Annotated in this window: 21 protein-coding genes; 4 read left to right on the top strand and 17 right to left on the bottom strand. The window is 61.0% G+C overall.

The window, feature by feature from the left end; all coding sequences use genetic code 11:
- Positions 1-15: 15 nt before the first annotated feature.
- The 6 genes from PXH66_RS02415 to PXH66_RS02390 are packed head-to-tail and all read right to left on the bottom strand — an operon-like array spanning position 16 to position 8298.
- Positions 16-411, bottom strand: coding sequence for a cyclic nucleotide-binding domain-containing protein (locus PXH66_RS02415; RefSeq protein ID WP_330930231.1), 396 nt, complete (start codon positions 409-411; stop codon positions 16-18).
- Positions 408-2342 carry a sensor histidine kinase gene (locus tag PXH66_RS02410; protein WP_330930230.1) on the bottom strand — a complete coding sequence of 645 codons (1935 nt, stop codon included), beginning with the start codon at positions 2340-2342 and terminating at the stop codon, positions 408-410. Before PXH66_RS02410 ends, PXH66_RS02415 begins: the two co-directional genes overlap by 4 nt.
- Positions 2339-5497: an Npt1/Npt2 family nucleotide transporter gene (locus tag PXH66_RS02405; RefSeq protein WP_330930229.1), complete on the bottom strand. Its 3159-nt coding sequence runs from the start codon at positions 5495-5497 to the stop codon at positions 2339-2341. Before PXH66_RS02405 ends, PXH66_RS02410 begins: the two co-directional genes overlap by 4 nt.
- Positions 5490-6224 carry a class I SAM-dependent methyltransferase gene (locus PXH66_RS02400; protein ID WP_330930228.1) on the bottom strand — a complete coding sequence of 245 codons (735 nt, stop codon included), beginning with the start codon at positions 6222-6224 and terminating at the stop codon, positions 5490-5492. Before PXH66_RS02400 ends, PXH66_RS02405 begins: the two co-directional genes overlap by 8 nt.
- Positions 6225-6241: 17 nt before the next feature.
- Entirely contained in the window at positions 6242-7087 is an 846-nt protein-coding gene (locus tag PXH66_RS02395) for a class I SAM-dependent methyltransferase (RefSeq protein ID WP_330930227.1), read from the bottom strand.
- Positions 7078-8298: a type III PLP-dependent enzyme domain-containing protein gene (locus tag PXH66_RS02390; protein WP_330930226.1), complete on the bottom strand. Its 1221-nt coding sequence runs from the start codon at positions 8296-8298 to the stop codon at positions 7078-7080. The genes PXH66_RS02395 and PXH66_RS02390 overlap by 10 nt, the downstream gene beginning before the upstream one ends.
- A 213-nt stretch (positions 8299-8511) precedes the next feature.
- Between PXH66_RS02390 and PXH66_RS02385 the strand changes: the two genes are divergently transcribed.
- The gene (locus tag PXH66_RS02385; protein WP_330930225.1) at positions 8512-9597 is read left to right on the top strand and encodes a DUF481 domain-containing protein; all 1086 of its coding nucleotides are present in this window, start codon (positions 8512-8514) and stop codon (positions 9595-9597) included.
- A 77-nt stretch (positions 9598-9674) separates the two neighbouring features.
- On the opposite strand, the gene PXH66_RS02380 is transcribed toward PXH66_RS02385, so the two are convergent.
- Positions 9675-10436 (bottom strand): hypothetical protein, encoded by a 762-nt coding sequence (locus PXH66_RS02380; RefSeq protein WP_330930224.1) that lies wholly within the window; start codon positions 10434-10436, stop codon positions 9675-9677.
- Positions 10433-11539 carry a chorismate synthase gene (gene aroC / locus PXH66_RS02375; RefSeq protein ID WP_330930223.1) on the bottom strand — a complete coding sequence of 369 codons (1107 nt, stop codon included), beginning with the start codon at positions 11537-11539 and terminating at the stop codon, positions 10433-10435. The genes PXH66_RS02380 and aroC overlap by 4 nt, the downstream gene beginning before the upstream one ends.
- A 183-nt stretch (positions 11540-11722) precedes the next feature.
- Here aroC and PXH66_RS02370 point away from each other — a divergent pair, with 183 nt between their 5' ends.
- From PXH66_RS02370 to PXH66_RS02360, 3 genes are all read left to right on the top strand, one after another.
- Positions 11723-13777, top strand: coding sequence for a secretin N-terminal domain-containing protein (locus PXH66_RS02370; RefSeq protein ID WP_330930222.1), 2055 nt, complete (start codon positions 11723-11725; stop codon positions 13775-13777).
- 7 nt (positions 13778-13784) lie between these two features.
- On the top strand, positions 13785-15521 hold the full coding sequence (locus PXH66_RS02365) for a GspE/PulE family protein (RefSeq protein WP_330930221.1): 1737 nt from the start codon (positions 13785-13787) through the stop codon (positions 15519-15521).
- 150 nt (positions 15522-15671) lie between these two features.
- Entirely contained in the window at positions 15672-16955 is a 1284-nt protein-coding gene (locus PXH66_RS02360) for a type II secretion system F family protein (RefSeq protein WP_330930220.1), read from the top strand.
- A gap of 114 nt (positions 16956-17069) precedes the next feature.
- On the opposite strand, the gene PXH66_RS02355 is transcribed toward PXH66_RS02360, so the two are convergent.
- The 9 genes from PXH66_RS02355 to PXH66_RS02315 all read right to left on the bottom strand — a co-directional run bounded on the left by PXH66_RS02355 (position 17070) and on the right by PXH66_RS02315 (position 26460).
- A complete protein-coding gene (locus PXH66_RS02355) occupies positions 17070-19127 on the bottom strand; it encodes a peptidylprolyl isomerase (RefSeq protein ID WP_330930219.1) in 2058 nt (685 codons plus the stop codon).
- Positions 19128-19231: 104 nt separating this feature from the next.
- Entirely contained in the window at positions 19232-21235 is a 2004-nt protein-coding gene (locus PXH66_RS02350; RefSeq protein ID WP_330930218.1) for a peptidylprolyl isomerase, read from the bottom strand.
- 142 nt (positions 21236-21377) lie between these two features.
- Positions 21378-21854 carry a MarR family winged helix-turn-helix transcriptional regulator gene (locus PXH66_RS02345; RefSeq protein WP_330930217.1) on the bottom strand — a complete coding sequence of 159 codons (477 nt, stop codon included), beginning with the start codon at positions 21852-21854 and terminating at the stop codon, positions 21378-21380.
- 47 nt (positions 21855-21901) lie between these two features.
- Positions 21902-22432, bottom strand: coding sequence for a hypothetical protein (locus PXH66_RS02340; protein ID WP_330930216.1), 531 nt, complete (start codon positions 22430-22432; stop codon positions 21902-21904).
- A complete protein-coding gene (locus PXH66_RS02335; protein WP_330930215.1) occupies positions 22429-23595 on the bottom strand; it encodes a hypothetical protein in 1167 nt (388 codons plus the stop codon). Before PXH66_RS02335 ends, PXH66_RS02340 begins: the two co-directional genes overlap by 4 nt.
- A gap of 1 nt (position 23596) precedes the next feature.
- Positions 23597-24826: a type II secretion system minor pseudopilin gene (locus PXH66_RS02330; RefSeq protein WP_330930214.1), complete on the bottom strand. Its 1230-nt coding sequence runs from the start codon at positions 24824-24826 to the stop codon at positions 23597-23599.
- A complete protein-coding gene (locus tag PXH66_RS02325) occupies positions 24826-25470 on the bottom strand; it encodes a PilW family protein (protein WP_330930213.1) in 645 nt (214 codons plus the stop codon). The genes PXH66_RS02330 and PXH66_RS02325 overlap by 1 nt, the downstream gene beginning before the upstream one ends.
- Positions 25467-25925, bottom strand: a complete 459-nt coding sequence (locus tag PXH66_RS02320) for a prepilin-type N-terminal cleavage/methylation domain-containing protein (protein ID WP_330930212.1) — start codon at positions 25923-25925, stop codon at positions 25467-25469. The genes PXH66_RS02325 and PXH66_RS02320 overlap by 4 nt, the downstream gene beginning before the upstream one ends.
- Before the next feature lies 1 nt (position 25926).
- Entirely contained in the window at positions 25927-26460 is a 534-nt protein-coding gene (locus PXH66_RS02315; protein ID WP_330930211.1) for a pilus assembly FimT family protein, read from the bottom strand.
- Between the last annotated feature and the right edge of the window lie 9 nt (positions 26461-26469).

Here is a 26469-nt window from a genome sequence, read left to right as displayed (position 1 = left end):
TTTGTGTGCGCAGTCTCATAGGAACGGACGAGTTTCCGGAGGCTCATCGGCCATGGACAAAAGGGACAACAGCAACGCGGGACACTCATTGACCAACGTGAAAAAATGCCCGCGCGTCATGGTGAGACAACGCACGCCGTCGGGACCCGCCCTCACTTCGCCCGGTCCTTCAATACCCGTGAGCAGTGACTCCACGCCCAAGATGGTCGGAAGGCTTCGGCTATCCGTCTGCCAACTCCCGTCGAGACGCAACAGCAGTCGCCGAAAGGGTTCCCCCGGTCCCAACACCAATGCACCGGGGGCGAAGCTGCGTTCCACCACCACTTTCGCCGCTATCTCCAATTCGCCATCCGACATGCTGTCAAAAGGCGGCTGTCGACGCAGCGCAAACATGAGTTCTACCGGCGTCATGTCCCCGCCTCCTTCACCACATACTCCTCCAATTTCAACACGGGACCAAACTCCGCCCATCCCATTTCGAGCGCCGTGGGCACACCGCGGGCAAACGGTGTCTCAGTTGATTCGCGCCCCCAATAAACGCCCTGATTGGTGCGAAGGTTGAGTCGCAACACCGCTCGCACGTTTTCCGGCCATCGTGGGGGCTGCGCTGCGCTTTCCGACAAGGACGTGAAACGAGCTCGCACCTGTCCGGGGACTGCGCAGAGCGCGCCCATCGACGGCACGGCGGTCGTGGCCCGGGTCATATCCCACCATACCAATGCCACGTCCCCATGCCGAGTCGCGCCGCCCAGCCCATAAGTGGAATGCAGCACCGTAACTTCCGGTTCATCGGCAAAACTCAGATTGGCGTCGCGATCACGGGCAAAGACCCGGGCAACCTCCGCTCGATCCCGTCGCTGCAGCAGACGGGTGACTTCACTCGTAAGATTGGTGACCGACTGCTGCATTGAATCACTGACTTGGTTAAACACTCCCGCGAGTTGATTGACCTCACGCGAGCCCTTGACTTCCAACACTTGGAAATCTCCCGCCGCCATGCTCAAGGCACCACGCTTGAGCGCCTCCACGGGACGGCGCAACCAACGTGAAATCGTCAGTGACCACCCTGAAGCCAGCACCAACGTCGCCGCTCCCACCAGAAACACCATCAGCAACGCCCGCCGCGTGCTGTTTTCGATGACACTGGCGTTAAAATCCGTGCCCGCCATGGCCATCACCCGACCGTCGGCTGCAAACATCGGCGCGAACGCTGATTTCAGCCAACCCCAGTTTTCCCACCGTTCCAAATTGGTGAAATGCATCGAACCTCCGGTCAACAAGCGCGCCACCCCTTCCACCTCCGTGGCGGGCAGAATATCCTCGGCCATGAGCGGCGAATGCTCGTCCCCCGTCGAACTATCCAGCACGTAGGTGATCAAATCAGGAGACTCGACCATTTGGGTGTAAAGGTAGGTCAATTTCAGTCGCTCGCGCAACCGTCTCATCGGCTCGACCAACCGGGCGTAGGTGTCGGACTGCTCCCGGCCATAGGCGGCAGCGAATCGATCCACCGGTTCGGTGCCGGTGAGGGGATCAATCAGCACCAGCTTGTGGCGCGCTCCCACCCAACGTTCGCGCCGGGTGTCGAACCCCCACTCCCATGTCATGGCATCGTCGTGCGCCCAGTCGATTTCACTCACGTATCCACTTTCAGGATACATGGAGACAATTTTGCGATGCCAGGGATTGACGAGCAGCACGGCTTGTCCATCGCGTCCGCCCCCCATTAAAATGGGATCCTCATGCACCTCCGGCACGGCCTGCGCCGCGGCCCACGCCCCGGTTTGCGGATGCCACTGCCGGACCATGGTATCAATCACCCAAATACCGCCGTCCCCCGGACCGTCGGCCATGCCGCGCCAGCCCGCGGGCGCGCCGGCGATGGGAGCCACCTCTCCCGTTGCCGTATCCACCCATGCCGGCGAACCGTCCGGCAGCAACCCGATCAAGCGGCCCGACACCGGTTCCACGGCCAGGTCCCGGAGTTCCATCGAAAGGTAAACCGCCGCATCGTCCGCCACCACCCCGGTCAGTGGTGAAATGGTCACCAAACCAAACGCCCCCCGGGTCTGCGCCAGCGCATAAAAGACATCCTCTTTCTCCGCGTAGGCCAACCCGTGAATATTGCGGCGTTCGGCCAGCCAAGCGTGATCCTCCGGCTCGATAAAAGCCGCCACCACCACGCTCGGAGAAGTGAGCTGTTTGTCGAACCCATCAAGGATGACCCGTCGCAACGAAACGAAGAGTCCGGAACCGATCCAAATCGCCACCCCGGTGATGGAGGACAGCAACCCAATTTGCAGCCACGTGCGAACGTTGAAGTGAAGGTGCAGCGGTTTCACGGGTTCGAAAGTTTCCAGACCAACAGTTCAATCGCGAGACGGGGCTGGGCCTGCACCGACGCCCGCAAGGCATGCGCCGGCAACCACATGATACGAGCCCGCTTCGTGACCGTGACCGTGCGACGTTGCGCGGACCAGAGCTCACCCAGCGACTCCCGCCCGAAGTCGGACGGTGCCGGCAAATCGCGAATCTGCCCTTCATCGTTCATCGAACGAAACCCGCCTTCCATCGCCACTCCAAATCGGGCCATCCGTTGCCCCGTATCCACCACAACCTCCCCGGGCTCATGCCAGCATTCCTCCAACTGCAGACCCACCGCCTCCAGCGACCGCACGCCCCAGTTGCGAAAAAATGCATGGCGCGACAACTCACGAACGCGCTCCACCACCGTGGAGGTGGGGGAGGCATTGGCATCCGTGCGGCGCATGAGCACTCGGGCGGTGCCTCGCACCATGGGATGGGATTGCTCCTGCAAGGTTTCCAAGCAGATATCCCGCGCTCGATGGGGTTCGGCTTCCACCGCCGCCTGCAGCGCCGCCGATGCTTCCAGCGGAAACACCGCCTTGCGGGATCGTTGCACGATTGTGTCCAGCGAACCATCAGTTCGCACCCCAAATTTTTCACCCTTGGCGATGATGTCCTCGTCGGATTGCTCGTCGAGGATCGGAAACAAGCGCTCGAACAACTGGCGGCCGCAGGCTTGTTCAATGCTCTCCAACGCGTAACCACGCTCGCGACCGTTCTCCGCTCGCAACGCCGCCACGATCGAATCGTAACTGGACAACCGGCCGATCACGCTGAGCAGTTCCAACACCAGCTCCAGCATCAGCCGGGGCAGATCGTGGTAAACCAACGCCAATGCCGCTGTTCCGGGGCCACGATCGGCATGCTGACGTAAAATGTGGCGAAAAGCGACCACCCGATATGCGCGCCGCACGATGTCCTCAATCAACTCAGGCACCATGAGTTCGAGTTGCGGAAACGCCACTCGAGCCAGCGCCCGCGCGGCAATGGACCGGGACGCCAGGGAGTAGGTTGTCCCGCGTAAAACTTTGATAGAAGCCGGAACGGCGCGGGGACCAAAGCCAATCAGTAGATGCTCCAGCTCCCGCCGTTCCTGCGGAACCATGTCACCGATGGATTTCAGCAAAGGCTCGATGATCGCCGAATCGTTGATGCGCGCCAGCGCTCCGATGACCAACAACCGTTCCTCGGGTCGGCGACTGGTCGAGATCAATTGCAGCAATTCGGGTTGGACGCGGGATGATTCCGGTCCGGTCAACTGGAGTAGCACTTCGATCGCCCGCAGGCGTAGGTGCGGATTCGTGTCGCGGAGATGCGGCAGGATACGGGGAATGAATCGCATTTCGCCCAACACTCCGAGCGCATGCCATCCCGCCTCGGCCTCAGTCGGCTCACCATCCAGCAAGCGGTCGATTGTCTTCAGGGCGATCTGCACATCGGAAACATCATTGCTTTCCCACAAAACAATCGCCCCCGCCGCTCGATCGCGCGGATCGGCCATTTGCACGCGGCGCCGCCCGACCCCCAGCGGCACCAGGCGACGACGACCAAAATGCTCCAAAACATACGCGTCGCAATCCGCCCCGTATTGTTCCGCCCAACTGAGACAACGATCCACGATCGCCGGATCATCCGTCAGTAAAATCTCCCGCAGGAGCCCACGCACTGCCCGCCGCGACTCCAGGCTCATGGCGGGCAACCACGCCAATACGCGCTCCACCGTTTCGATGGGTTGCAACTGCCACAATCGTTCCAAGGCGGCGAGTCGTTCATGCTCCGGAGCCGCCTGATCATCCGCGCGGGTGCGCAGAAACACCTCATCCTCTTTTTGAACAAAAGCGACGTCCTTACCCGCCCCACTGAAGTCGAGCCAACTGCGGCGGACATTGGCGGTCATCGATTTCAAAAACTCCACGCGCAACACCAACGCCAAAACCAAACACGCCAACGCCGTGCCAAAACCAATGCCCGAAATCCCCGTGTCGGATAGAAAATACTGCGCGCCCAACAACAGCACACCGGCACTGGCCGTGGCCAGGGGTTCGCAGATGCCTTCGATGAAAGTGCGGGTGCGCTCCTTTCCTTTTTCCGGCAGGACACTAAACAACAGGTTCTGGTTGTTGTAGTCGATGGACGTCATCACGCCTTGGTAGGCCACAAAACCAAACAACGCGGCCACCATGCCTCCGTCCATCAATAGGAAACCGAACACGCCCAGATAGATCACCGGTTGAATCAGCGCGACGTTGCGCACCCCCACCCAACGCACGAGGGTGCGAAACAAAATCAACGTGACGACGAGATTGAAGACGTTGACCCCGGCATAGAGCTTTCCGAACAAGGCCGCCAACGCCGCTTCGTCCGGATAGTGCTTCTCGAAAATCGAATAGTAGCGAAATTCGCACAACGTCGCCGTGATCAATGTCAGGAAAATCACCAGCGTGAAGGCCGTCACATAACGCGATCCGATGATGTTGCGCAGGGTGTCCGCGAGGCTGGACTCACCCTCTTCTTCCTCCCCGGCATCTTCTCCGGCGACTCGCGGAACATGATGGACGATCCAACGGTGAACCGGCAACGCGAACAGCACACTGCCCGCCCAGATGCCGAACAGTCCCGCGACTCCGATTATTTCCGACAAATGAGTCACCACAAATCCGCCCCCGATCGCCCCCACCGCAGATCCGCCGGCGATTAGCCCAAACAAGCGTTTCGCCTCACTGAGATCAAAGAAACCGTCGATGAAATTCCATAACAAGGAATACAGCGCGATATACCACAGGGACCCGTAAAACTTGGCCGCGAAATACACCGGGAGCGACGTGTGTTCGCCGCGCAACAACACCGCAAACGCGACGCCCCCCACCACCAATACTCCGATCGTAACGACAAAAAGTCTATCGATGCCCCATCGATTCAGCAGTCGGGTGTAGCCCGCGATATATGCCAGCATGATTACCGGCATACAGGCGTAAATCACTGGCAGCCGATCCGCCCCGACATGGGAAATAAACAACGAATCGGCGGCACTGATTCCGATAGCCAACCCTGCCTGCAGAATGGCGCCCAGGAACATGAACGGCACCACCCGCCAAGGATCACCGGCTTTGAAACGATAGGCCTTAGTCATGCGCCGTGGTGCCGCTTTCAACCTCCCCTGAATCGGGCTCGGCCAAAAACACGTTGCTTCGATGAGTGTGATCGTGCGCGCGAAACCCCGGGTGCGCCGGCTCGACCCATTCCATCTCCCGCTCTTGCAGCACTCGCCACCCTCCGCGCTTTAACAAGGCTGCTGCTGCCGCCGCTTCAAAAAAACGATAGTAATATCGATCCTGATAAAAAAAACCGTCCTCCCCCGCGGGCGCCATATCCTCACCCGCGACATCGCCCTCAGGCGGTGGGATGTTGCATACCAGTCGCGCTCCGGGCGCAGCCACGCGGCGCAACTCGCGCAAAACCGGCACCGGATCCGGCAAGGTCTCCACGGTGTCGCAAAGCAGAATGAAATCAAAACTGTCGTCCGCGAACGGCAACCGATCCAACGCTGCGCAAACCAACTGTATGGCCGGAGATTCGTTCGCCGAAAACTTGGCCAACGCTTCCGCCGATCCATCACACCCGGTTACCGCCTCAGCCCGCGTGGTCAGAAATGCCAGGTTGCGCCCCTCTCCCGTGGCCGCATCCAAGGCGTGCCGAAAACGCCTCGCATCCCCGCACGTCTCGGTAACGAACTCCGGTAAAAAGCCGGCTGCGGCTCGTCCCCACACCAATTCGGGAGTCGAAGCATAGAGCTTGTCCCAAGCGACGAGATTGCGTGCGGTCAGACCCGCGCCGGAATTCTGATCGGAATCCGGCAAGAATGGAGGGGTAGATCTCATCGATGCATTTGGGCCACCAACAAGGCGAGGTCGGGGGCAGGATGCCGGATTTCGTGCCATGCAGACTGTCGCGTCAATTCTGCGAGCGGTTCGTCCCGTAAAACTCCGGCATTTAATATCAGCCGGCTGGTCCATCGTCGCTCGTAAACGTCCTGCAGCAATTGTTGATGTGCTCCGGTCACCCCTCCCACGGGAAACGCAGAAGCCGCCGGCATCGCGTGGTAGTGCGCCGCATCCCTAACTTCGTCGTAAAGGTCGTCCTCCCCTCCCCAGGGCGGATCACCAAAGATCAAATCCGGCGCGCCTCGATCCGACCACGCACTGAACAAGTTACTTTCCAGCAGCTCAATCGCCACCCCATGCCGCAGCGCATTGAGACGGCCTACTGCGAGCGCGTTGTCATCGATATCGAGTCCGATGATAGTGACCTCGGGACACTCCAGTTTGACCGAAATACTTAAAGCCCCTCCCCCCACGCCAAATTCCGCCACAACCGGCCAACGTTGATGAATTTGCTCGAAATTTCGAATTTCCGCCACCACTTCGCGCACCAGCCAAATGGTCTCCGGATCGGTGATATAGGCCCGTTGGTCCGCCCAAAAAAAACGGCCCCCAAACTCCAATTCTCCCACAATGTAAGCCAACGGTTCCCCGGCCAATCGACGCAGGATCGCACGAGCCAATTGCTCGCCGTCGCCATCGGCATATGCGATCATGCGTTGCAACTCCAGGTCCTGAACCCTGCGGGCGGGCGCGATCGAAGTCTGCGCTTCCAAAGTTTCCAATACGGCCAATACCCACGGTAGACGACGCCAGGAAGCGGATTTGGCCGTTAACTCCATATCAAATATTGGGAATATTCACCTCGCAGGCAATGGGATGAGGCCATGGCAGCGCCGTATCCGCCGGCATTGAGCAATGCCAGCACATCACCCGCCGTTGGCATGGTCATGAGCACATTCTGGGCCCACAAATCGTGAGCTTCATTGATGTTGCCGGCAAGGGTCACCCGACCCCGGTGCCCCCCTGCGACCACGGAAGCCGGTTCAAGAGGCAGTTGGTAGAACAGCGGTTCAGGATGCAGGTTGAAACCTCCATTCACTCGCACAAACACCTGCTCCGCTTTGGTCTCAACGGCGGTAACTTCCAACAACAGGACCCCGGCATCCTTAACGATATAGTCCCCGGGCTCGATCCACACCTCGTGCGCGGCGGAACCAAAATGCTTCCGCAATATGCGCGTCCAAGCGTCCAGATCCAGTGGACGATCGCGCGCCACCAACGGAATCCCCAATCCACCGCCGAGATTAACGTATCGCACGGTTCCCACGCTGGTGATCGCCGCTCGCAGTCGAGCCAGCACGCGATCCCAGAGCGGCAATTGCGGAGTCAGAAACCCACACCCCGCGTGCACATGCAGACCTTCGATCACGAGCCCTGCGGCGCGCGCCCGTGCGACCGCCGCCGGCAGGTCCTCAAGGAGGATGCCGAACTTTGAAATCCCGATGCCCGCATAGTCCAAACGAGGATTCTGCCGGTAACCGATACCCACCGCTGGGTCGATGCGCAGTCCGATTCGTCGACCTGGCATGTGGCGAGCCACCAGTTCCACCGCCGCCATGGAATCGCAATTCAGTGCGATCCGGGGAAAACGCTGGATCACCGCCAAATCCGCCGGAGACATGGCCGTTCCCGTATAGGTAATCTCCTCCTCCGCAAACCCACATTCTCGCGCCAAAAGCAGCTCTCCCGGAGAACACACATCCAGTCCGCATTGGCCGGTTGCGCGCAAAGCCATCAGCAAAGGCACATGACGATTGGCCTTCATGGCATAAAACACGCGGCCGCACGCCGCCCCGCCGAGTAACGCGGTTTTGATTCGGTTCAGATTTTCGCGTGCGCGATTGGCATCATAAACATACAACGGCGCGGGAAAGGCGTTCGCCAGTGCGCCTAAATCCTGACCGGCCATGTGCAATCGACCGTTTTCGTAGCCCAGCCCTTCCCGCCGCCACCACGAAACCGCCTGGGAAGGTTTGGAAGGCAGTTTCAATGGGGTCGAACGGGGTAAAGATGACATAGCAAACGAAGGGTGCGATCAGGGCTCCCTCAACTCCCGATAAATCCAGGTAGGGAATACTGCCCGCAATGCTTATGATAAGGATTTGTCGGTATAAACATCGTCCCGGTCCGGCTGATCGAAGGTTTTGTTGCTCCGGCGTTTAGCATTGCTAGTGAACAGAATTAATGGCGTTATTTTCGCACGATGCGCTCTTCCCTGCTTACCCTACTGGCGTTGACCAGTTTCTCAGCCTTCACGGCTTCGGCGGCAACGATCAAACTCAAAAACGGCACCGTAATCGTAGGTGCCGTTAAATCAGAAACCAGCGAGACAATCGTAATCAACGCCGATTTAATCGGTGAGATATCAGTTGCCCGCAGTGACGTCGAAAGCACCTCGACCGCGAGTGCCTCCGGCACCACCAAGGCGGCCTCGGTCCAAGCCGCCACCGCTCCCACGCCCATGGAAGTCGCTCAAGCTGAAAGCGCCAAGAATCCCCATGCTCCCGTGTGGAAGCGTATCTTCTCCATCAGCGGAAACTACAGCTCGCCCAGCTATAAACAAGGCACCCTGGGTCCCGGTATTCCCGCCGGTGCTCCTTCCACGGGCGCGGCCCTCGGTTTGCAAGGTGAGACCTCCAACTACAATATGTCCGCCACCGTCCTGCGTATCACTCCTGCGCAGCTCTGGGAATTCAATGCCAACTACGCCAAGGCGACTTATGAACCCGCGGGAACCGTGGCCGACGCCTATTCCGGCACGTTGAAGTTCACCCAAATCCTGTCCGACCAGAACTACTGGCTCTCGCAGACCTTCTACTCGGTGGATAAAATTTCGAACATCGATCACGATTTTGAGCAGATCTTCGGCTACGGCTTCAAAATAGTTGATACCGAGCGAACCAAGTTCGACCTCATCCCCGGCATCGCTCTCACGGAATTCAAGAAAGGCAGCGTCTACGACGGTGACTGGAACATCGCCGCCGGTTTCCTCGAACGCTTCGAATATCACTTCAACGAGCGTGTATCCATGGTTCAACGACTGAAATATCGAGTGGCCGTGGAGGAAACCGACAACTGGAACCTGCTCGCCGAGGTGACCATCAAGGCCGCGTTGACCGACAATATCGCGCTGAACCTCACCGCCAAATACGACTACGATAACGTCCTCGGCCCCATTCCCACCACGGTGCTCGCGGGATACGGTTCACTTGGCGCGCTCTACACCGGTTTCACGCCGGCGGAAAAAGGCCGACTCACTCTGCAAAGCGGGGTTCAATTCGAGTTTTAATCCTCGTCCACCGGGTTCTCCGGTTACGATCGCATCTTAAAACCCGGCGTGAATGCGCCGGGTTTTTTCGTGCCGGTCTAGTCCAGCAACTTGGCGATGTCGGGCACTTCCTTCATGCGGCGACCGCTGGGGTGGCGGGCGAGGTAGATATCTTCGTCGTCCGGCATGTCGTCCGGATCATCGTCGGCATCGTCTTCAATCACCGTATCGGAATCCTCCGCAATCAACGCGGTCCAATCGTTTTGCTCGTCCTCGTCGAACCAATGCGACAGTCGGCGCACCGTCGAATCGAGCACCAGCGCGGGGTTGTGCACCCTGCCCTTTTTGACCATTTCGACGAGACACGGGAGGCAAAGTTTGTGGTAGCGCGCCTTGAGCTCGGAGAACCACTTGTTTTCGACTCCCTCGCGACGATTGAGCAGCACGATGTCGGAAAAGTGCACACACGCATCATACCACGCCACGACCCGGGAATTTGACGCGGCGAGACCGCAATGCATGACCGTGATCACCCGGCCCACTTCGGCGCCGTGGCTCGTCACCCATGGTTTGAGCATTTCAACTTGGTCGACGGGACTGGCCCGCCCGTCCATCACAAAAAACACCACGGTCGCCCCCGCCGGCCAGTCCGCCGCGATGGCGTTGTCCTCCGTCTGATGCCAACGCGAACAGTTCTGCAACTGCGCGTCCGCCGGATCATCGACCTCATTGGCGGCCAATAAAACGGCGACGTTTTCAGATGCATCGACGCCGCCTTCGATCAGATCGGCGACAACTTCGCGCCGACCGGAACCGGCCGCGCCCAGGATCACATAGACCAACGGTTTGATTTCACTCACGGGTTGAAAGTCGCCGATTGCGCATTCTGGCGCATGCAATGATCCACTAACACCAGGGCCGTCATCGCTTCCACAATGGGCACGGCCCGCGGCACAACGCAAGGATCGTGACGCCCGCGCCCCATCAATTCCGTCGGCTGGCCGTCTTTGCCGACCGTGGCCTGCGGTTGCAAGATCGTGGCGGTCGGTTTGAAGGCGACGCGGAAGACGAGCTCCTCACCGTTGCTGATGCCCCCTTGCACGCCGCCCGAGCGGTTGCTGGAGGTGCGCACCGCACCGTCGCGGTTTTCAAAGGTGTCATTGTGTTCGCTGCCTTTCTGCAGCGTGCCCCCGAAGCCGCTGCCGACTTCGAATCCTTTGGTCGCCGGCAGTGAAAGCATGGCTTTGGCCAGATCGGCCTCCAAGCGGTCAAAGACCGGCTCACCGAGCCCGGCTGGCAGACCTCGCACGCGGCACTCGATCACACCTCCCACGGAGTCACCGTCGGCTCGCACGGCCTTGATCCGCTCGATCATGGCGGCAGCCGTCGCCGGATCGGGGCAACGCACGGGGGTGGCTTCGATCGCTTCGATTGTCGGGAAGGCTGTCAGCGCGTCCGCCGGCACCGCGATATCGTGAACTCGGGTAATATAAGCACACATTTCGACCGTCCCCGCCGGCAGTGCCGTCGCGAGCAACTTCTTCGCAATGGCACCGGCGGCGACGCGACCAATCGTCTCGCGGGCGGAACTGCGTCCCCCGCCGCGATGGTCGCGAATGCCATACTTGGTCTGGTAAGTGAAATCGGCATGCGAGGGACGAAATTTGTCCTTCATTTCATCGTAAGCGCCCGGACGTTGATCGCCGTTGCGCACCACCATGGAAATCGGCGTGCCGGTGGTGACGCCCTCGAAGACGCCCGAAAGTATCTCCACCTGATCCGCTTCCTTCCGCGGCGTCACGATGTCACTCTGCCCGGGTCGACGGCGGTCAAGCTCGGCTTGAATTTCCGCGGCCGTGATCGGCAGACGAGGAGGACAACCATCGATGACCACGCCCACGGCGGCCCCATGGCTTTCGCCCCAGGTGGATATCCGAAACAACTTACCGAACACATTGCCCATACTGTCGCGAAGCTGGCCACCGCTCCCCCGCCCCCGCAAGTGTCAAAATACGGCAACTTTCCCCTAAGACACGCGTCTCTGTGTTGTTCTAGTAAACACAACGCGGTTTACATCCCTGTTTTGATTAACTCTGCTGACTCTTCCCAGCGGCTCTCCGCCCTCCCCGATTTTCGAATCCGTCGTATGCGCATTCCCATTTTCCGTCTCGGCCTGCTAATTTCCAGTCTGCTCCTCATTTCCGGCCCCGTCGCGGCGCAGGAAGCTTCGGCGGAGCCGGTTGCGGCATCACGGGTGCTGTCTCCGTCCCTCACCCCCATCACCAACGAGGTGCTGACCGAGGGCATCAATATTCCCGAGGGACCACTCGATGCCGCCTACGGTCTCCTGGAGCTCCTGACCGGACGCACGGTGCTCAAGGCCCCCAATACCGCACAAGGCACGTTCTCCCTGGTCATCAAACAACCCGTCACTCCGAGCGAGGCCCTGCTCGCCATCGAGACCACCTTGACGATGAACAACATCGCCGTGGCTCCTCTGGGCGAACGCTTCATCAAGGTCGTGCAACTCGGCGCCGCCCGCATCGAATCGCCCGAACTCATCGAAGGCTCCACACTCAACCTGCCTCCCAGCGGTCGCATCGCCACGAAGCTGTTCACCTTCGAGTTCGTGCGCGTTGAGCAATTCGCCTCCAAGATCGCCAACTTGCTCAACGCCCAACTCGGCGGCGCGATGCCCTTTGAACAGGCCAACGCCCTGCTCGTGACCGATTCCATCAGCACGCTGCAACGCGTGGAGACATTGGTGAAACAGCTCGATCAACCCAACGTCAGTGCGCTGGAGCCCAAGTTCTACCCGCTGGTCTTTGCCAAGGCCTCCGAGCTCGCCAACAAGATGCGCACCATCCTGCAGGGCCCGGCCCAACAGCAACTGGGCACCGGCACCACCTTCAACGCCGACGACCGCACCAACCAGATCATCGTGATCAGCGACCCGCGGCTGCACAATTTCTTCGATAAGCTCATCGCCAAACTCGACGTCCGGTCCGACCCCAATACCCGCAACGAGGTCATCCCGCTCAAGCACGCCGACGCCACCGAGGTCGCCTCTTTGGTCAGTCAACTCGTGTCGGGCCAGAACCAGGCAGCCTCCCGCTCCGAATCCACCCGCCGGCCCAATGGCAACGTGCAAGCCGCCACCGTCGTGCCGGCCACCAATATTGCTCAAGCCGCCGCCAGCGCCGCCGGCGTCTCCACCAACGAATTCAGCACTCTGGTCACCATTCTCGCCGACGAACGCAGCAACGCCGTGGTCGTCAGCGGCACGGTCGAGGACATCCGTTTAATCAAGGAACTGGTCGCCAAGATCGACGTGCTGCTCGCTCAAGTGCGCGTTGAGGTGGTCATCGCCGAGGTCACCCTCACCGACAGCAACTCCAGCGGCATCAACGAGCTCAATCTGCTGGTCGATAACGGAAAGTTAGTCGGCGTTTCCGCCGAAACAATCGGAGCCTCCATCGGCGGAGTTGGTCAATTACTCGGCGAAGCAACGGATGATGCCGCCACTGTTGCGGGGAGCTTTGCTACTTTCAGCGGCTACGACCTCACCGGTCTGATCAAAATCATCAACGGCAACGGCAACCGGAAGAGCAAGGCCAACATCCTGTCCGTCCCGGCCGTCCTGACCACGCACAACAAAGAAGGCCGGGTGTTTGTGGGACGCGACATCCCCACGATCAGCAGCTTCCTCGACAGCACCAGCGGCACCAGCACCAACTCTGGCTTTGGTCGCACCACCCTGAGCAACCGCGAGGTGGGTATCACGCTGCAGGTCACCCCGCTCATCGGCGCCAATGGCAGCGTGCAAATGGAAATCAAACAAGAGGTGTCCAGTGTCGTCGACAACGTCACCGTCGACGGCAACGAGCAGCCCATCATCGGCAAACGTGAAGCCGAATCCTTCGTGACGGTGAACAGCGGCGACATCATCGTCCTCGGCGGTCTCCAACAAGCGACCGAGAACCGCACCCGAAATCGTTTCGGTCCGATTCCCATTATCAGTGACCTCTTCGGTTCACGCAGCAAAGAGAAGGTTCGCACCGATCTGATTTTCTTCCTGCGGCCCGTCGTTCTGACCAATACCGAGGCGGACAATGCCGAGGCCCTCGAACGACTCGAATCCACCGAGATCAACGTGGAAGCCCAACGCGCACTGCGGGGCGAACCCATCAACGAGAAGTGATCGTCTGATGACGCCCCTCGCCGTCGACTCACTGCCCGAGTCCCTCGTTTCGACGTTGGATGAGGAACAACAACTCACCGTGCTCGAAGCGCCGCGTCACGAGCGCGTAGCCGCCCTGGCCGCAGCCCTCAGCCAAACCGAGACCGAAGTGCTGCATAACCTGGCGGCCGCCGCCGGTATCGACGTGGCCTCCGATCTCCGGGCCGATGCCGGTTCCTTGCGCCTCCTGCCCGCCCGGCTGGTGCACGAGTATCAAATCCTTCCCATCGACCTCCGCCCGTCCGAGGCCCCGGAACCGGCCGAACCGTTGTCCGCCGAGGCTTTGGCCAAAGTGGAACTGCATCTCGCGTCCGCCTGGCTGCCCGACGATGTCATGCGCGACTGGATACACACGTTCACGCCGCGCCCCATCGTCTGGCACCTCGCCGTGCCCGAGCGCATTCACCAACTCATCGTGGAACACTTCGGCGTTGGGGCCGGCTCTCTCGACGACGGCGGCGAAGACTATCTCGCCCCCGAAGCCGCCGCCGATGACGACGAAATCGTCGATGAAGACGCCGCCGTGGTGCGCTTCGTGACCGAGGTCATCAGCCAGGCCATTACCGACGAGGCGACCGACATCCATTTCGAGCCCCAGGAGGGACAACTCCGCATCCGCTACCGCGTCGACGGTCTGCTCGTCCCCGTGCCGGTGCCCGAGAATCTCCTGCGCTATCAGGACGCCATCATCTCCCGCGTCAAAATCATGGCGCGCCTCAATATCTCGGAGAAACGCCTGCCCCAGGACGGTCGCATCAATTTCCGCGCCAACGGCATCAACCTCGATATCCGCGTCTCGACCTTCCCCACCATCTACGCCGAGTCCATTTCCCTGCGTTTGCTCAACCAGAAGAAGCAGGCGTTCTCCATGGAGAAACTCGGCATGAGCGCGCACGAGCAGGCGATCATTTCCGAGATCCTGAAGTTTCCCCACGGCATTATCCTCGTCACCGGTCCCACGGGTTCGGGTAAATCCACCTCGCTCAACGCGTTTCTGCGCCAGATCAATTCCACCGATCTGCGCATCATCACCATCGAGGACCCGATCGAATACGAAATCCAGGGCGTCAACCAACTCCAGGTGCGCTCCGAGATCGGCCTCACCTTCGCCAGCGCGTTGCGCCACGTGTTGCGGCAGGATCCCGACGTCATCATGGTCGGTGAAATCCGAGACCGCGAAACGGCCGACATCGCCATTCGCGCCTCGCTCACCGGTCACTTGGTGTTTTCCACCATTCACACCAACGACGCGCCCGGCGCCATCACGCGCTTGGTCGACATGGGCATCGAACCCTTCCTCGTCGCATCGTCGATCGAGCTCGTGATCGCCCAACGTCTGGTGCGTCGCCTCTGCCCGGCTTGCGCGAAAGATACGCCGGTCAATAACGTGAAGCTTCGCGAAAACCTGCTCGTGCTCGGCCTCGATCCCAGCGAAGCCGACCAAGTTACCACGCTCAAAGGTCCCTGCGGCTGCGACCGCTGCCGCGGCACCGGTTATCGCGGCCGAATCGGCATCTTTGAAATCTTCCGTCTCAACGAAGAACTCCACGAACTCGTCCTCCAACGCGAGAGCACACGCACCCTCGCCCAAGTCGCCCGCAAACACGGTATGCGCACCCTCGGCCAGTCCGGTTGGGAAAAAATCAAAGACGGCAACACCACTCTCGAAGAGGTGCTGCGCGTCGTGACTGTGACCGACTCCTGAGCCCGCGCCCGATGTTTCATCTTGTGCAAATTCCATCGTGTAGGAGCGCGCTTGCGCGCGATCTCTGCACCCGGCTTATCGCGCGCAAGCACGCTCCTACATTGACCGCGATCAAGGTGCATCATCCCGGTTCCACCGACTGTTCGTAACATGCCTCGCTTCGCTTTCACTGCTCGCGATCGATCGGGCCAATCCGTCACCGACGAACTCGACGCCCCGTCGCGCAAAGACGCCCTGCGCCGTCTCCAAGCACGCGGTTTGCAACCGATGCGTTTGGACGAACGCGCTGGAGCCGCCGCGAATCGCCGCGCGAAAAAACCGAAAGCCGCCGCCCAAGCGTCCTCCTCTTCGCGTTCCGCGCCGACGCCATCTCTCGATCGTCCCGGCAAAGGCCGCAAGTTGTCGCGCGCCATGCGTCTGCCCTTTCTGCAGGCGCTGCACGATCTGACCTCCAGCGGGCTTTCCGCCGGTGAAGCCGTGCGCCTGTTGGGAGCTCGCATCAAGGACCCGACCTTGCGCGGCTTGAGCAGTGAGCTGTGGGATCGCCTCAGCGAAGGAGCCAACCTCTCCCGGGCGCTACAGGATTTTCCGCAGGTCTTCGACGAATCCTCGATCAACCTCCTCCAAGCCGGCGAAGCCACCGGCAACCTCAACGACACCCTGGCGCGCCTCATCGAGCATCTCACCCAACAGCGCGAGATGAAGCGGCAGCTGGGCTCTGCCTTGGCCTACCCGTTCTTCATGGGCGTAGTCGCCACGGGCGTGATCCTGTTCTTTCTGTTTTTCCTGCTGCCGCGTTTGCAGGGCCTGCTCGACGCGTTGGGCGGCGAACTCCCGTGGTCGACCCAACTGCTCGTGGGCATGTCCGATTTTGCCCTCAAATACGGTATCGTGGTGCTGGTCGGCGCGGCGTTTTTCCTCGTCTCCTTCTGGCGCTGGCGCGTGACCGAAAGCGGCCGCATGGTGACCGACCGTTTCGCCCTGCGCTTGCCGCTGCTGGGACCGTTTGTGCAGAGCCAGACCGTGCTCGCGTTCAGCCAGACGTTGTCGGTGCTGCTCGAAAACGGGATCACCACGGCCGAGGCGTTGCGCATGACGGAAAAACAAATTCAAAACCGCGTGCATCGGGCGGCGTTTGACGCGGCCACCGACCGCATTCTCGAGGGCGAGGCGCTCTCGGCCGCGTTGCCCGAAACCCAATGTTTCCCCGACCTCGTGCTGGACAAACTCTCGATCGGCGAAAACACCGGCAACGTGGTGCCGTCGCTTAAAAACATCGCCACCACCTATCGAGCCGAGATCGCCGATCAGCTCAACGTCTTCACCAAGGTGATCGCAAGTGGCGTGCTGCTCAGCGTGTTTCTTTTCGTCGGCTTCATCGCCTACGCGATGGTCTCAGCGATCTCCACGCTCAGCAGCAATTTCAACATGTGAGGCAAGGGCCGAAGGCCCGCCATCGTTCTCGTGCCGCGTGCTCGAATCGTTCTCCTCCGCATATTACAGCGGGAGAACGAGAACGAGAGGAACCGAAAGGGCTCAGCCTCGCGCTTAGTCCAGGTCGTAGGCTTCGACCAGCACGGTGCCGGTGCCACCGTCGGCGCCCTCGACCACGACGGTGTAGCCGCCCGGAGGCAACCGCACCACGACCGCCGCATCAAGCGATGCCGCGCTGGCAAAGTCGAACGCTCCCGCCACCGTAAAGGCGCTCTGCAACGCGGCGGCGCCGGCCCAATCATCATTGGCTGCAATCGAAAAACTCTGACCAAGCGGCACCACGCGCAGACGCGGATTGGCCATCCGGCCGGTCACGCCAAAGCTTTCCAACGACGGACCCACCACGCGGATGAGCATCGTTTTGGCGCCGTCCCCATCGATCACAAAACCGGGCACCAACGCATCACTCCCCGTGCCCGAGAAACCAAGTGCCGAAACATTGATGAGCTGCACGTCCGCCCCGATTGCTTCCGGGTCATAGACCTCGGCCAGGGCAATGCCGGTGGCCGCCGCGTCCGTGGACGTGATCTTGAGCGTGTAACCACGGGAACCGGTGGAATTGGGCAACGGCACGTCCGCGAGGACCGCAGCATCAAGTGAGTCCGCATCAAGGGCGAAAGCGCCTACCGTCGCACTGGTTGCCGCGAGCGCGGCCACGTTGGCCGCTTCGCCCCAGTTGTTGCTGGTGAGCAGTGGGGTCGAACCACCCAGGGGGATGAGATCCATCGTGGGATCGGCCAAACCGGTCGTCAGCCCGAACTCGATCAACTGCGGGCCAATACCGCGCATGATCAGTGGCTTGTCGCCGTCGCCGCGCAGCACGAATCCAGGCGTAAGGGCACCTCCGGCGGCGATGCGGCCGCGGGTTGAAAGATTGGACAAACGGCTCGAACCACCCGTGGTGGTGATCACCGCCGCCGCGGATTGAACTTCATGGGAACCATTCGACACGCGCACGAAATACGAGCCCATGTCGGTGGCTTGCACATTGTTGATCACCAGCGACGCGGCGGTTTGTCCGGCCAGCGCCTCCGGAGCCGACATGCCGGAACGGTGCCGATACCATTGGTAGGTCAGCGGATCGGTGGAGGACGCCGTGACCCGCAAGGTCAGCGAACCGCCGGCGTTGACGTTGCGGCTTTGCGGGTTCGCCGTGAGCACGACACCACCGGTGGAGAAGGCAAAGGTCTGAGTTGCGACCATTCCGGTCATATCGGTGGCGCGCACCGTTACCGTGGTGCTGCCGACCACGCCCGGCGTGAGCCGCAAGGTGCTGCCAACCACCGTCGCGGTCACGACATTCGGGTTCGCACTGGTGGCGCTGAACGCAAGCGCGGCTTCACTCGTCGCGTCCGCGGGATACATGTTCACCCGGCTGATGCGGTTAATCGTGATGAGGTTCTCCTCCTCCACCTCTTTGCTGTTGTTGTAGTCTTGAGTGGTGTAGTTCCGCAGGGGAAAGCCCGTGAAATTACTGAAATCAAACCAGGGTTGCGCGATGAAATCCGCGAACGCGGCATTGAGGTTGCCCGTGATCCGACCGAACACGGTGTAGCCGAAGCCATCGTTGCCCGGTCCCAAGGTCACCGTATTGTCCTTGGTATTGAAATACCAGCCGGTGGTGGCGCTGTTGGGGCCGAGCCGGGAAGCAGCCAGCGTGCCCCGGGCATTGGGCAGGCTGTATTCCAGGTTCACCGGGCCGTAGGTCTGCTCGATCGACTCAAATGGCAACTCCGCCGTAAACGATCCGCCTTGGATGATCGATGGTCCCGACGCGGCTCCGCCCGTGGTAAAAGAGGCATAGCGATGCAAGATCGTGTCGTCGTAAGCATCCAGGTCCACATAGGCGAGGAAGTTGACCACGTGGTTGGGCGCGTGATCCGGTTGCATTTCGACGGTGAACTTTCCGTAGATCGTGTCGAAGAGCACCAACTGGTCTTCGACGCCGTCGATGTCAAAATGCGACGAAAGCAGAACCTCCACCGGTGCGCCGCCGACGGTGGCACCGGTCGCCCCGATGGTTGCAGTGGCGGTGGGGGCCAGGGTTTGAGCGCTCAAGGCCGAGGCCAAAGCGAGTGAAAGGAAGAGCGAGCGAGTAAGGGTCCTGAACATGGAGAGCGAAAGAGACAGACGACGGCACCAAAGGTGCCGTCATCCGCGAGGGTTTTAGCATTCGGACCGACGGTGAAGCGCGATCCGGCAAAATTATGAAAAGTCTAGTCGAGATCGTAGGCTTCCACCAACACGGTGCCGGTGCCGCCATCGGCACCTTCCACCACGACGGTGTAACCCCCCGGCGGCAGCCGCACCACGACCGCCGCATCGAGCGAGGCCGTGCTGGCAAAGTTGAACGCCCCGGCCGCCGTGAAAGCGGCCTGCAGGTCGGCGGCTCCCGCCCAATTGTCATTGCGGGCAATGGTGAAGGACTGGCCCAACGGCACGACCCGGAGCTTCGGGTTCGTCATCAGACCCGCCACGCCGAAACTCTCCAGTGACGGACCCACCACCCGGATGAGCATCGTCTTGGCCCCATCGCCATCGATGACAAATCCCGGCACCAACGCATCGATGCCCGTCCCGGAGAAGCCGAGCGCCGACACATTGATGAGCTGCACGTCCGCGCCAAGAGGCTCCGGGTCGTAGACTTCGGCCAGCGCGATGCCGGACAACCCGGTATTGGTCGACGTGATCTTGAGCGTGTAACCGCGGGAATCGGCGGCATTGGGCAAGGGCACATCCGCCAGCACCGCCGCGTCGAGCGAACCCGTTTCAAGCGCGAACGCTCCCACCGAGGCGCTGGTGGTGACGAGCGCCGCCGCGTTCACCGCCGTGCCCCAGTTGTCGCTGGTGAGCAGGGGTTCAGAGCCACCAAGCGGGATCAGATCCATGATGGGGTCACCCAGACCCGCACTCAGTCCGAAGCTGATCAACTGCGGACCGATACCGCGCATGACCAACGGCTTCTCTCCGTCGCCCCGCAGCACGAATCCAGGCGTGAGCGACCCGCCGACCGCGATGCGACCGCGGGTCGAGAGGTTGGACAAACGGCTCGTCCCGCCGGACACCGTTAATACGGCGGCGTCCGATTCGACTTCATGCACGCCGTTGGAAATACGCACAAAATAGTAACCCATGTCGCTGCTTTGCACGTTGGAAAGCGTGAGCGAGGTTCCCGTCGCGCCGGCCATGGCAACCGGCGCCGCCTGCCCGGCCTGGTGACGATACCATTGGTAACTGAGCGCCTCGGACGATGTCGCCGTCACGGCGACCGTCGCGGAACCACCCACCGCCAGATCAACGCTCTGCGGTTGCGCGGATATCTCGATTCCACCCGCGGCCACCACGACCTGCTGAGTGGCCGTCTGACCGTTGCCGTTGGTCGCCGTGATGGTCACCGTCGCCGTGCCGACGCTCAGCGCCGACACTTGCAGGGTGCTGCCCACGACCGTCGCGTTGACCACCCCGGGCGCGGAGCTCGTGGCGGTGAATGTCAGCGCTGCTTCGGCGTCCGCACTGGCTGGATACATCGGCACGCGCAGCACCCGGTGGATGATGACCAGATTTTCCACCGCGATCTCACCGCCATTGTAAAACCGCAATGGGATCGAGGGGAAACTGGAGCTCAGGGAAAACCAATTGATGGAAGCCAACGTGTCCATGTTCTCGATCCCCGCGATGATGCGGCCGTAGACGCTGTAACCGGGACTGGTGTCGAGCGGACCGAGGGCCTCCGTATTGTCGGCCACGTTAAAATACCACTGGGCCTGAGCACTGTTGGGCTCGGCCGTGCGCGCGGCGGCCAACGTGCCGCGGGCGTTGGGGTAACTGTATTCCAAATCGATTTCACCTAGTTCCGCGATGTTACCCAAGGGGATCGTCGCATAGTGGGAGCCGCCTTGGATAATGGACGCTTCGGTCACGTCATTACCAAACGGAGCCGCCCGGTGGATGATGGAATTATCGTAGAGCTGATCGTCCACGTAGCTGAGAAAATTGGCCACGTGGTTGGGCGCATGCGCCGGCAACATCTCGACATCGATATCTCCAAAAATCGTGTCGAAACGCACGATCTGCGCGGTCACACCATCGATGGTAAAATACGAAGTGAGGTCGACCTCCACCGCCGCTGCTCCCACTCCACTCGAGCGGGGCGCGATCGAGCCGGTCGCAATCGGGGCCAACGACTGGGCCCGCAGGGCCGCCGTCAGCGAGACTAACATGAGGAGATAAGTGAGGGGTGACCGATACATGGCGTGCAAACAGACCACCGTTAATGCCGAAGGTGCCATCGCCAAGCTAAACTCCATTCGCCGGCGCCACATTCCCCCCCCTTTCCCGGCCGTCGATCACCCGCGATCGAAACTACGCACTGAGTTGGCGGTAACTTTCGATGCTGGTGTGCAGCAGTCCGTGAAACCCTTGTTCCCCCAACCCTTCCAAGAGGCGATCCTGGGCCCGTTGCCAATGCGGTGCTCCGTCGGCCAGCACCGCGAGTCCTGCGGTGGTGAGCCGGACTTCCCGCCGCCGTCGGTCGGCCCCCACGTCGACTTGCAGCAAATCCCGCCCCACGAGCGGCCGAATCGCTCGCGACAAAGCCGAACGATCGAGCGCCACCGCCTCCGCCAATTGCTGCATCGTGGCCATTTCCAAGATTCGCATGGAGAGCAGGATGACAAATTGCCCCGAGCTGACGTTCACCGGCGCCAACGCTTCGTCATAAACGTGCGTCACCAAGCGGGCGGTGCGGCGAATATTGAAACACACACAGGCTGCGGCCGCCGCCCGACATTGCGCAATGGAGGGCGCTCGGGCTTCGATTTCGGCGGACGTGGGTTTCATGATCAATAGGCGGGCCGTCGATTTGATCGATCCAGGAGTCGAGAGACCTAACGAGCGGAGATCTCCACGGAGGATACGAGCAAGCGGGCGTTGAGCTGAGTGGTATCACTTCGGACCGACTCGAGCGTAAACTGTTCAATACTGATGTAAGGTGCGCGCTGGGAGAGTCCCTCGTAAAACGAGAGTAGATTCTCCCACGGCACCCGATTGAGCGTGAGTTGCACGGTATGCACCGAGAATTGGGCGGTGCGCTGGGTGGGTTGGGCCTCGCTGCGCAAGTTGGTGGCGATACCCGCCCCGGCGGCGAGCGTGCTGAGTTCGCCGGAGAGACGAACGCTGTTGAATGTGCGGGAGCTGTCCAAGTCCTCCACTGCGGCCCGCGCCGCGCCTTCAATTTGTTCCCGCCGCATCAACCACTGCTCCTGCACCTGCAGCTGCACCGTCGTCTGGGTCTTTTCCCGCCAGGCCGCCCCGAACCGGGCCCACAGGTCGGAGCTCCAATACACCGCCAGCGCGCCGACGAAGATGAGCAGGATGAATTTCTCGCGGGCCAGTTTGCCCATGAACCAAGTCCTCATGATGACACCTCCCCTGCCGCCGGCTGAATCGCCGTTTGAAACGCATCGGCATTAAACCGAACCAAGAGTCGGACCGTCGTGCGCGATCCGCGTGAATCGAGACTGAGCGCCTCCACCGTTTCGGTGCCCGGCAGCGCGGATAAAGCCGAAATGTAGGTGTTCACCGCGGTGGGTGACTCGGTGACGGCTTCTATTTCCATCGAATAAAGACCCGTCGCCGCCGTGCTCAGAAAGAGGATTTCCTCCGGGCGCGGTTGATCGACGATTCCAATCATTTCAAATGGGCGCAGGCGCTTGTTCTTAAGCTCATCAATGCGGTTGGCCAGGCGGTCGGCGGTTTCGATCTCACTCACCAACGGCACTTGCGCGGCGATCTTCGCCCGGCGTCCCTGCTGCCATTTTTCCAATCCGTAGAGTCCCCCTTCGCCCAGCGCAGAGATCAAGATGATGATCGCGGCGGCGACGAGGCCGCGCCACAGCCAGGTGTCGCGCAGCCGCGCCCGGCGGCGTCCCGCCAACTCGGTCGGATCGCGCACGTCGAGCATCTGGGCCTCATCCAAATCGAAGCTCACGCGCTCGCCGTCGCGTCGGACCGTAATTTCGTCGTCACCCGGTTTCCCCGGATCGACCTCGGCGCGACTTACATCGAGGATCGTCCGGCTGCCGCCGCACTCGCGGATCAATGTTTCCCGGGCGGCGTCCCATTCGCGGTCGGAGGATTCTTCGGCGACTTCGATTGATTTGACCACCGTGGGCACACCCGAGGCATCGCCAAAGTGCAGTGCCGTCAGTCCCTCCGCCGAGCGCAAGATCACCGTCGTGGCTGGTTCCGGCGGTTTGCCCGCCAGGACCGCGCCAAACTGCGGCACGACCCACTCGGCCTCCCCCCAGTCCTCGATCTCGGCCGCCGCAAACCGTTTCTGGTAGGCTGCAAACACCAAGGCGCGGTCGCCGCCTTTCCGGCTCCAGTAACCCCAGTAAAGCTGCGACAGGGGAAACGGCGCCACCGTTTCCAACGCGAGTTCGATTTGCTCCCGCACGGAGCCCGCGCCTTCACCGGTCGCCAGCGGCACCGAGCGCACAAAAAAGCGATGATCGGGCAGCATCACGACGTAACGTGGCCGGGTTTTGAAGACGGGAATTCGGATCGGGAGGGCAGACATGTCAGGGCGCTTCAGTCAAGGGAGGCGGAGCCAGATGCTCGGGTGCATCAATCTCGCGAATCTCCAACAGTGTAAAGGGATACTCTAAGCTCAGGTTTTCGGACTCACTGTCCTCCTGCACCACCAATTCGGCGGCGGAGACCCGTTTCGCGGTCGCCGTGCCTTGCTCCGGTGCACCTGCCGCCTGCGCAGCGGTCGCTTCCGCGTCCGCCGCGGCTTCTTCACTCGTGGTGTCTCGCGACTCACCTTTGCGGGGAATGGGCTCTGCGCGCACGGTGCTGGCCGCTCCATTGGGGGAAATCACCACATTCAGACGATATTCGGTCACGTTTTGTTTCACCGTCACGATAATCCGCAGCGCGGAGATCTCCGTGCTGAACGCGTCCGCGCCCGCCCCTTCACCGACGATGCCGGAAACTTCACCGGCGTCGGTGAAAAATCCCGGGCCATTGCCCTGATACAGCCCGATTCCACCGCGATAATCGCTCAGGAGTTCCTGCTGCATCCGGTCAAATCCGCCCAAGGCGGCCAACACCGATTCGGGAGCCGAGTTCACGTTGGCCTTGCTGTAGTTGAACAACGACACCGACTCCTTGAAGCGGCGTCCCTTCTCGTTCCACAAACCGGTCGGGGTGAAAAACGCTTCCCGGATCACGTCAATCGCCCGCAATTCTTCAAAAGAGCGCAGTCGCCGCCACGGGGGACGAAACGCGAGATCACCGCGCTCGTAGTCTTCCACCTCCGGCGCCTCGAACGAGACCGGCGTGTAATCCTCCTCCATCCAACCCATGATGGCGTCGGCCCACAGCTCGGCCTCCGATTGGGTTTCACCCCACGTAAAGAACAGGTCGTAAAGCGATTTTTGGGTCAGTTGGCCGACGGAAATTTTACCGCTTTCATCCACAAACTCGACCGACACCTCCAGACCTTCACCGGGTTCGTAGTCCGTCCAATCCAAAGGATCGCCCCACCCTTCCGCCGGGCTGTGCAGGCCGCCGATGACTTCCTTGAAATCGAGCAAGACCGCCATCGTCGTCTCCAACGCCGAATACGCTTCCTGCCGCAGGCGCATGCGATCGGCATCGCGCACATGCACGATGAGATCCGTGCTCGCCCGTTCGATAAACAACAGCAACGCCGTCGTCGCGAACACCAACGTCACCAACACGATGATCAGCACCGATGCCCGGCGCGACTTCCGCCGCCATGAAGTGAGAATCGAGGCACGCATCAGAATGGAGGCAGCCCTTCCCCGAACAACGGCAATGGCACGACGGTCACAATGGTCTCGTCCCGATAGGTGAAGGTGAGGCGAATCCGCGACGGCGTTTCCAATTCGCGGTCATCGCTGGTGCGGAACGCGTCCTCGGTTTCCCACCGATTGAACTCCGCATCAAAGTAGTCGTAGGCGATTTCGGTCACCAGCGGCGTGAGCACCATCTCCCGCGGCGGATCGTCGTCGAAACGCTCCTCCAGCGCCGACTGCCAATACAGGACCAAACCTTCGCCGCGCCGCACTTCCAACGCACACCACACGTCGGGCAAGGGGCGTTCCGGCCACTCCAAAATGCGACTGCCTTCGCGCAATCCAAAGGTAAGCAACTCCTCCCGCCGACCAAACTGCACCTCGACTTCGCGCACTTCGACGGAAGCCTGTCCACTCGCCACTGCCGGTGGCAGCGACGCCACCCGCAATTCGCGCTCGAGGAATCGGGTCACCGCCCGGGCATGTTGATCGAAGAGCCGCCAATCCCGACCGCGCCCCCACAGCTCCGACATCGAAAAGATGAACGAATTGAGCCCGATCAACACCATCGCGACCAGCGCCAGTGCCACCATCAGCTCCATCAGGGTGAATCCACCGCGACGCTTCATCGCACCTGCCTCCGTTCCAAATACTCCGTGATGCGATCGAGCGATTCCTGCCGCAGTTTATCGCGGTCATCATCCTCCGACCAGGTCGGGCGCAACATGCGAAACTGCTCGGAGATTTTCTGCTCCGCGACATCATCGTTGCCGGAAATCTCCACCTCGAAAATCACGTCAAACAGGTCGGCCACGTTGGTCGGCACGACTTCCGCCCGCCACGTAAGTTGTCGGCCGTCGGCCGTGGCGAAGTCGCCACCCTCCTCCACTTTTTCGAGATCCGGCTGCCGAAACAGAATCTCCCGTGCGAACTGCACGTCCGCATCCGTGCGCGTGGCCCGTTCGGCATGTTGGTAGCCCATCAACACGTTGATGTAGGCCGTGCCCATCACGATCGCCGCGCCCGCAAAAATCGCCAGCGCCGCCAGCACCTCCAAAATCGTGAATCCACCGCGTCGCGTCATCTCAGCGGTTCTCCTCCCCGCGCAGCACCGGCGCACAAGTCCACGGGTCGATCTCATACACGATCGGTTGCCCATCGTTCACCCTCAGTTGCGCGCGAAACGGCGTGCAGGTGCCGTCATCGAAAAACCGCACATGCTTGAGCTCACTGGCCTCGAGCAGAATGCCCCCGATCATGATCGAACGCGTGCCCTTGCCCACGCCGAGAAACTCGAGGTCAAACTCCATGCCCGGCGGCAGCGGAAACACCTTCTCGCCCAGCGGGGTCGACGCGCGAAACACCTGCTCCTGATTGTCGAAGGTGAGCCGCACTTCGGTCTGGTTCATCAGCGCGAATTTTCGGGCCTCGCCGATCGCATACCAAAACACATCGTCGGCCGATTCCGACCGATCCTGCAACGCCCGCGAGACGCCGACCGAGAGCACGGCGGCGAGCAAGCCCATGAGCCCGATCACCGCCATGATTTCCAGCAGCGTGAAACCTCGGGCGCCCGGCCCGCGCCGCTCCATCCGGGATCGGCGGTGCGTGAATGTCATGCGGGCGAG

The organism is Synoicihabitans lomoniglobus (genome assembly GCF_029023725.1).
In the GTDB taxonomy this organism is placed as follows: Bacteria; Verrucomicrobiota; Verrucomicrobiia; order Opitutales; family Opitutaceae; genus Actomonas; species Actomonas lomonigloba.
Note: the sequence above shows the minus strand (reverse complement) of the source record. Positions and strands in the feature narration are given on the sequence as shown.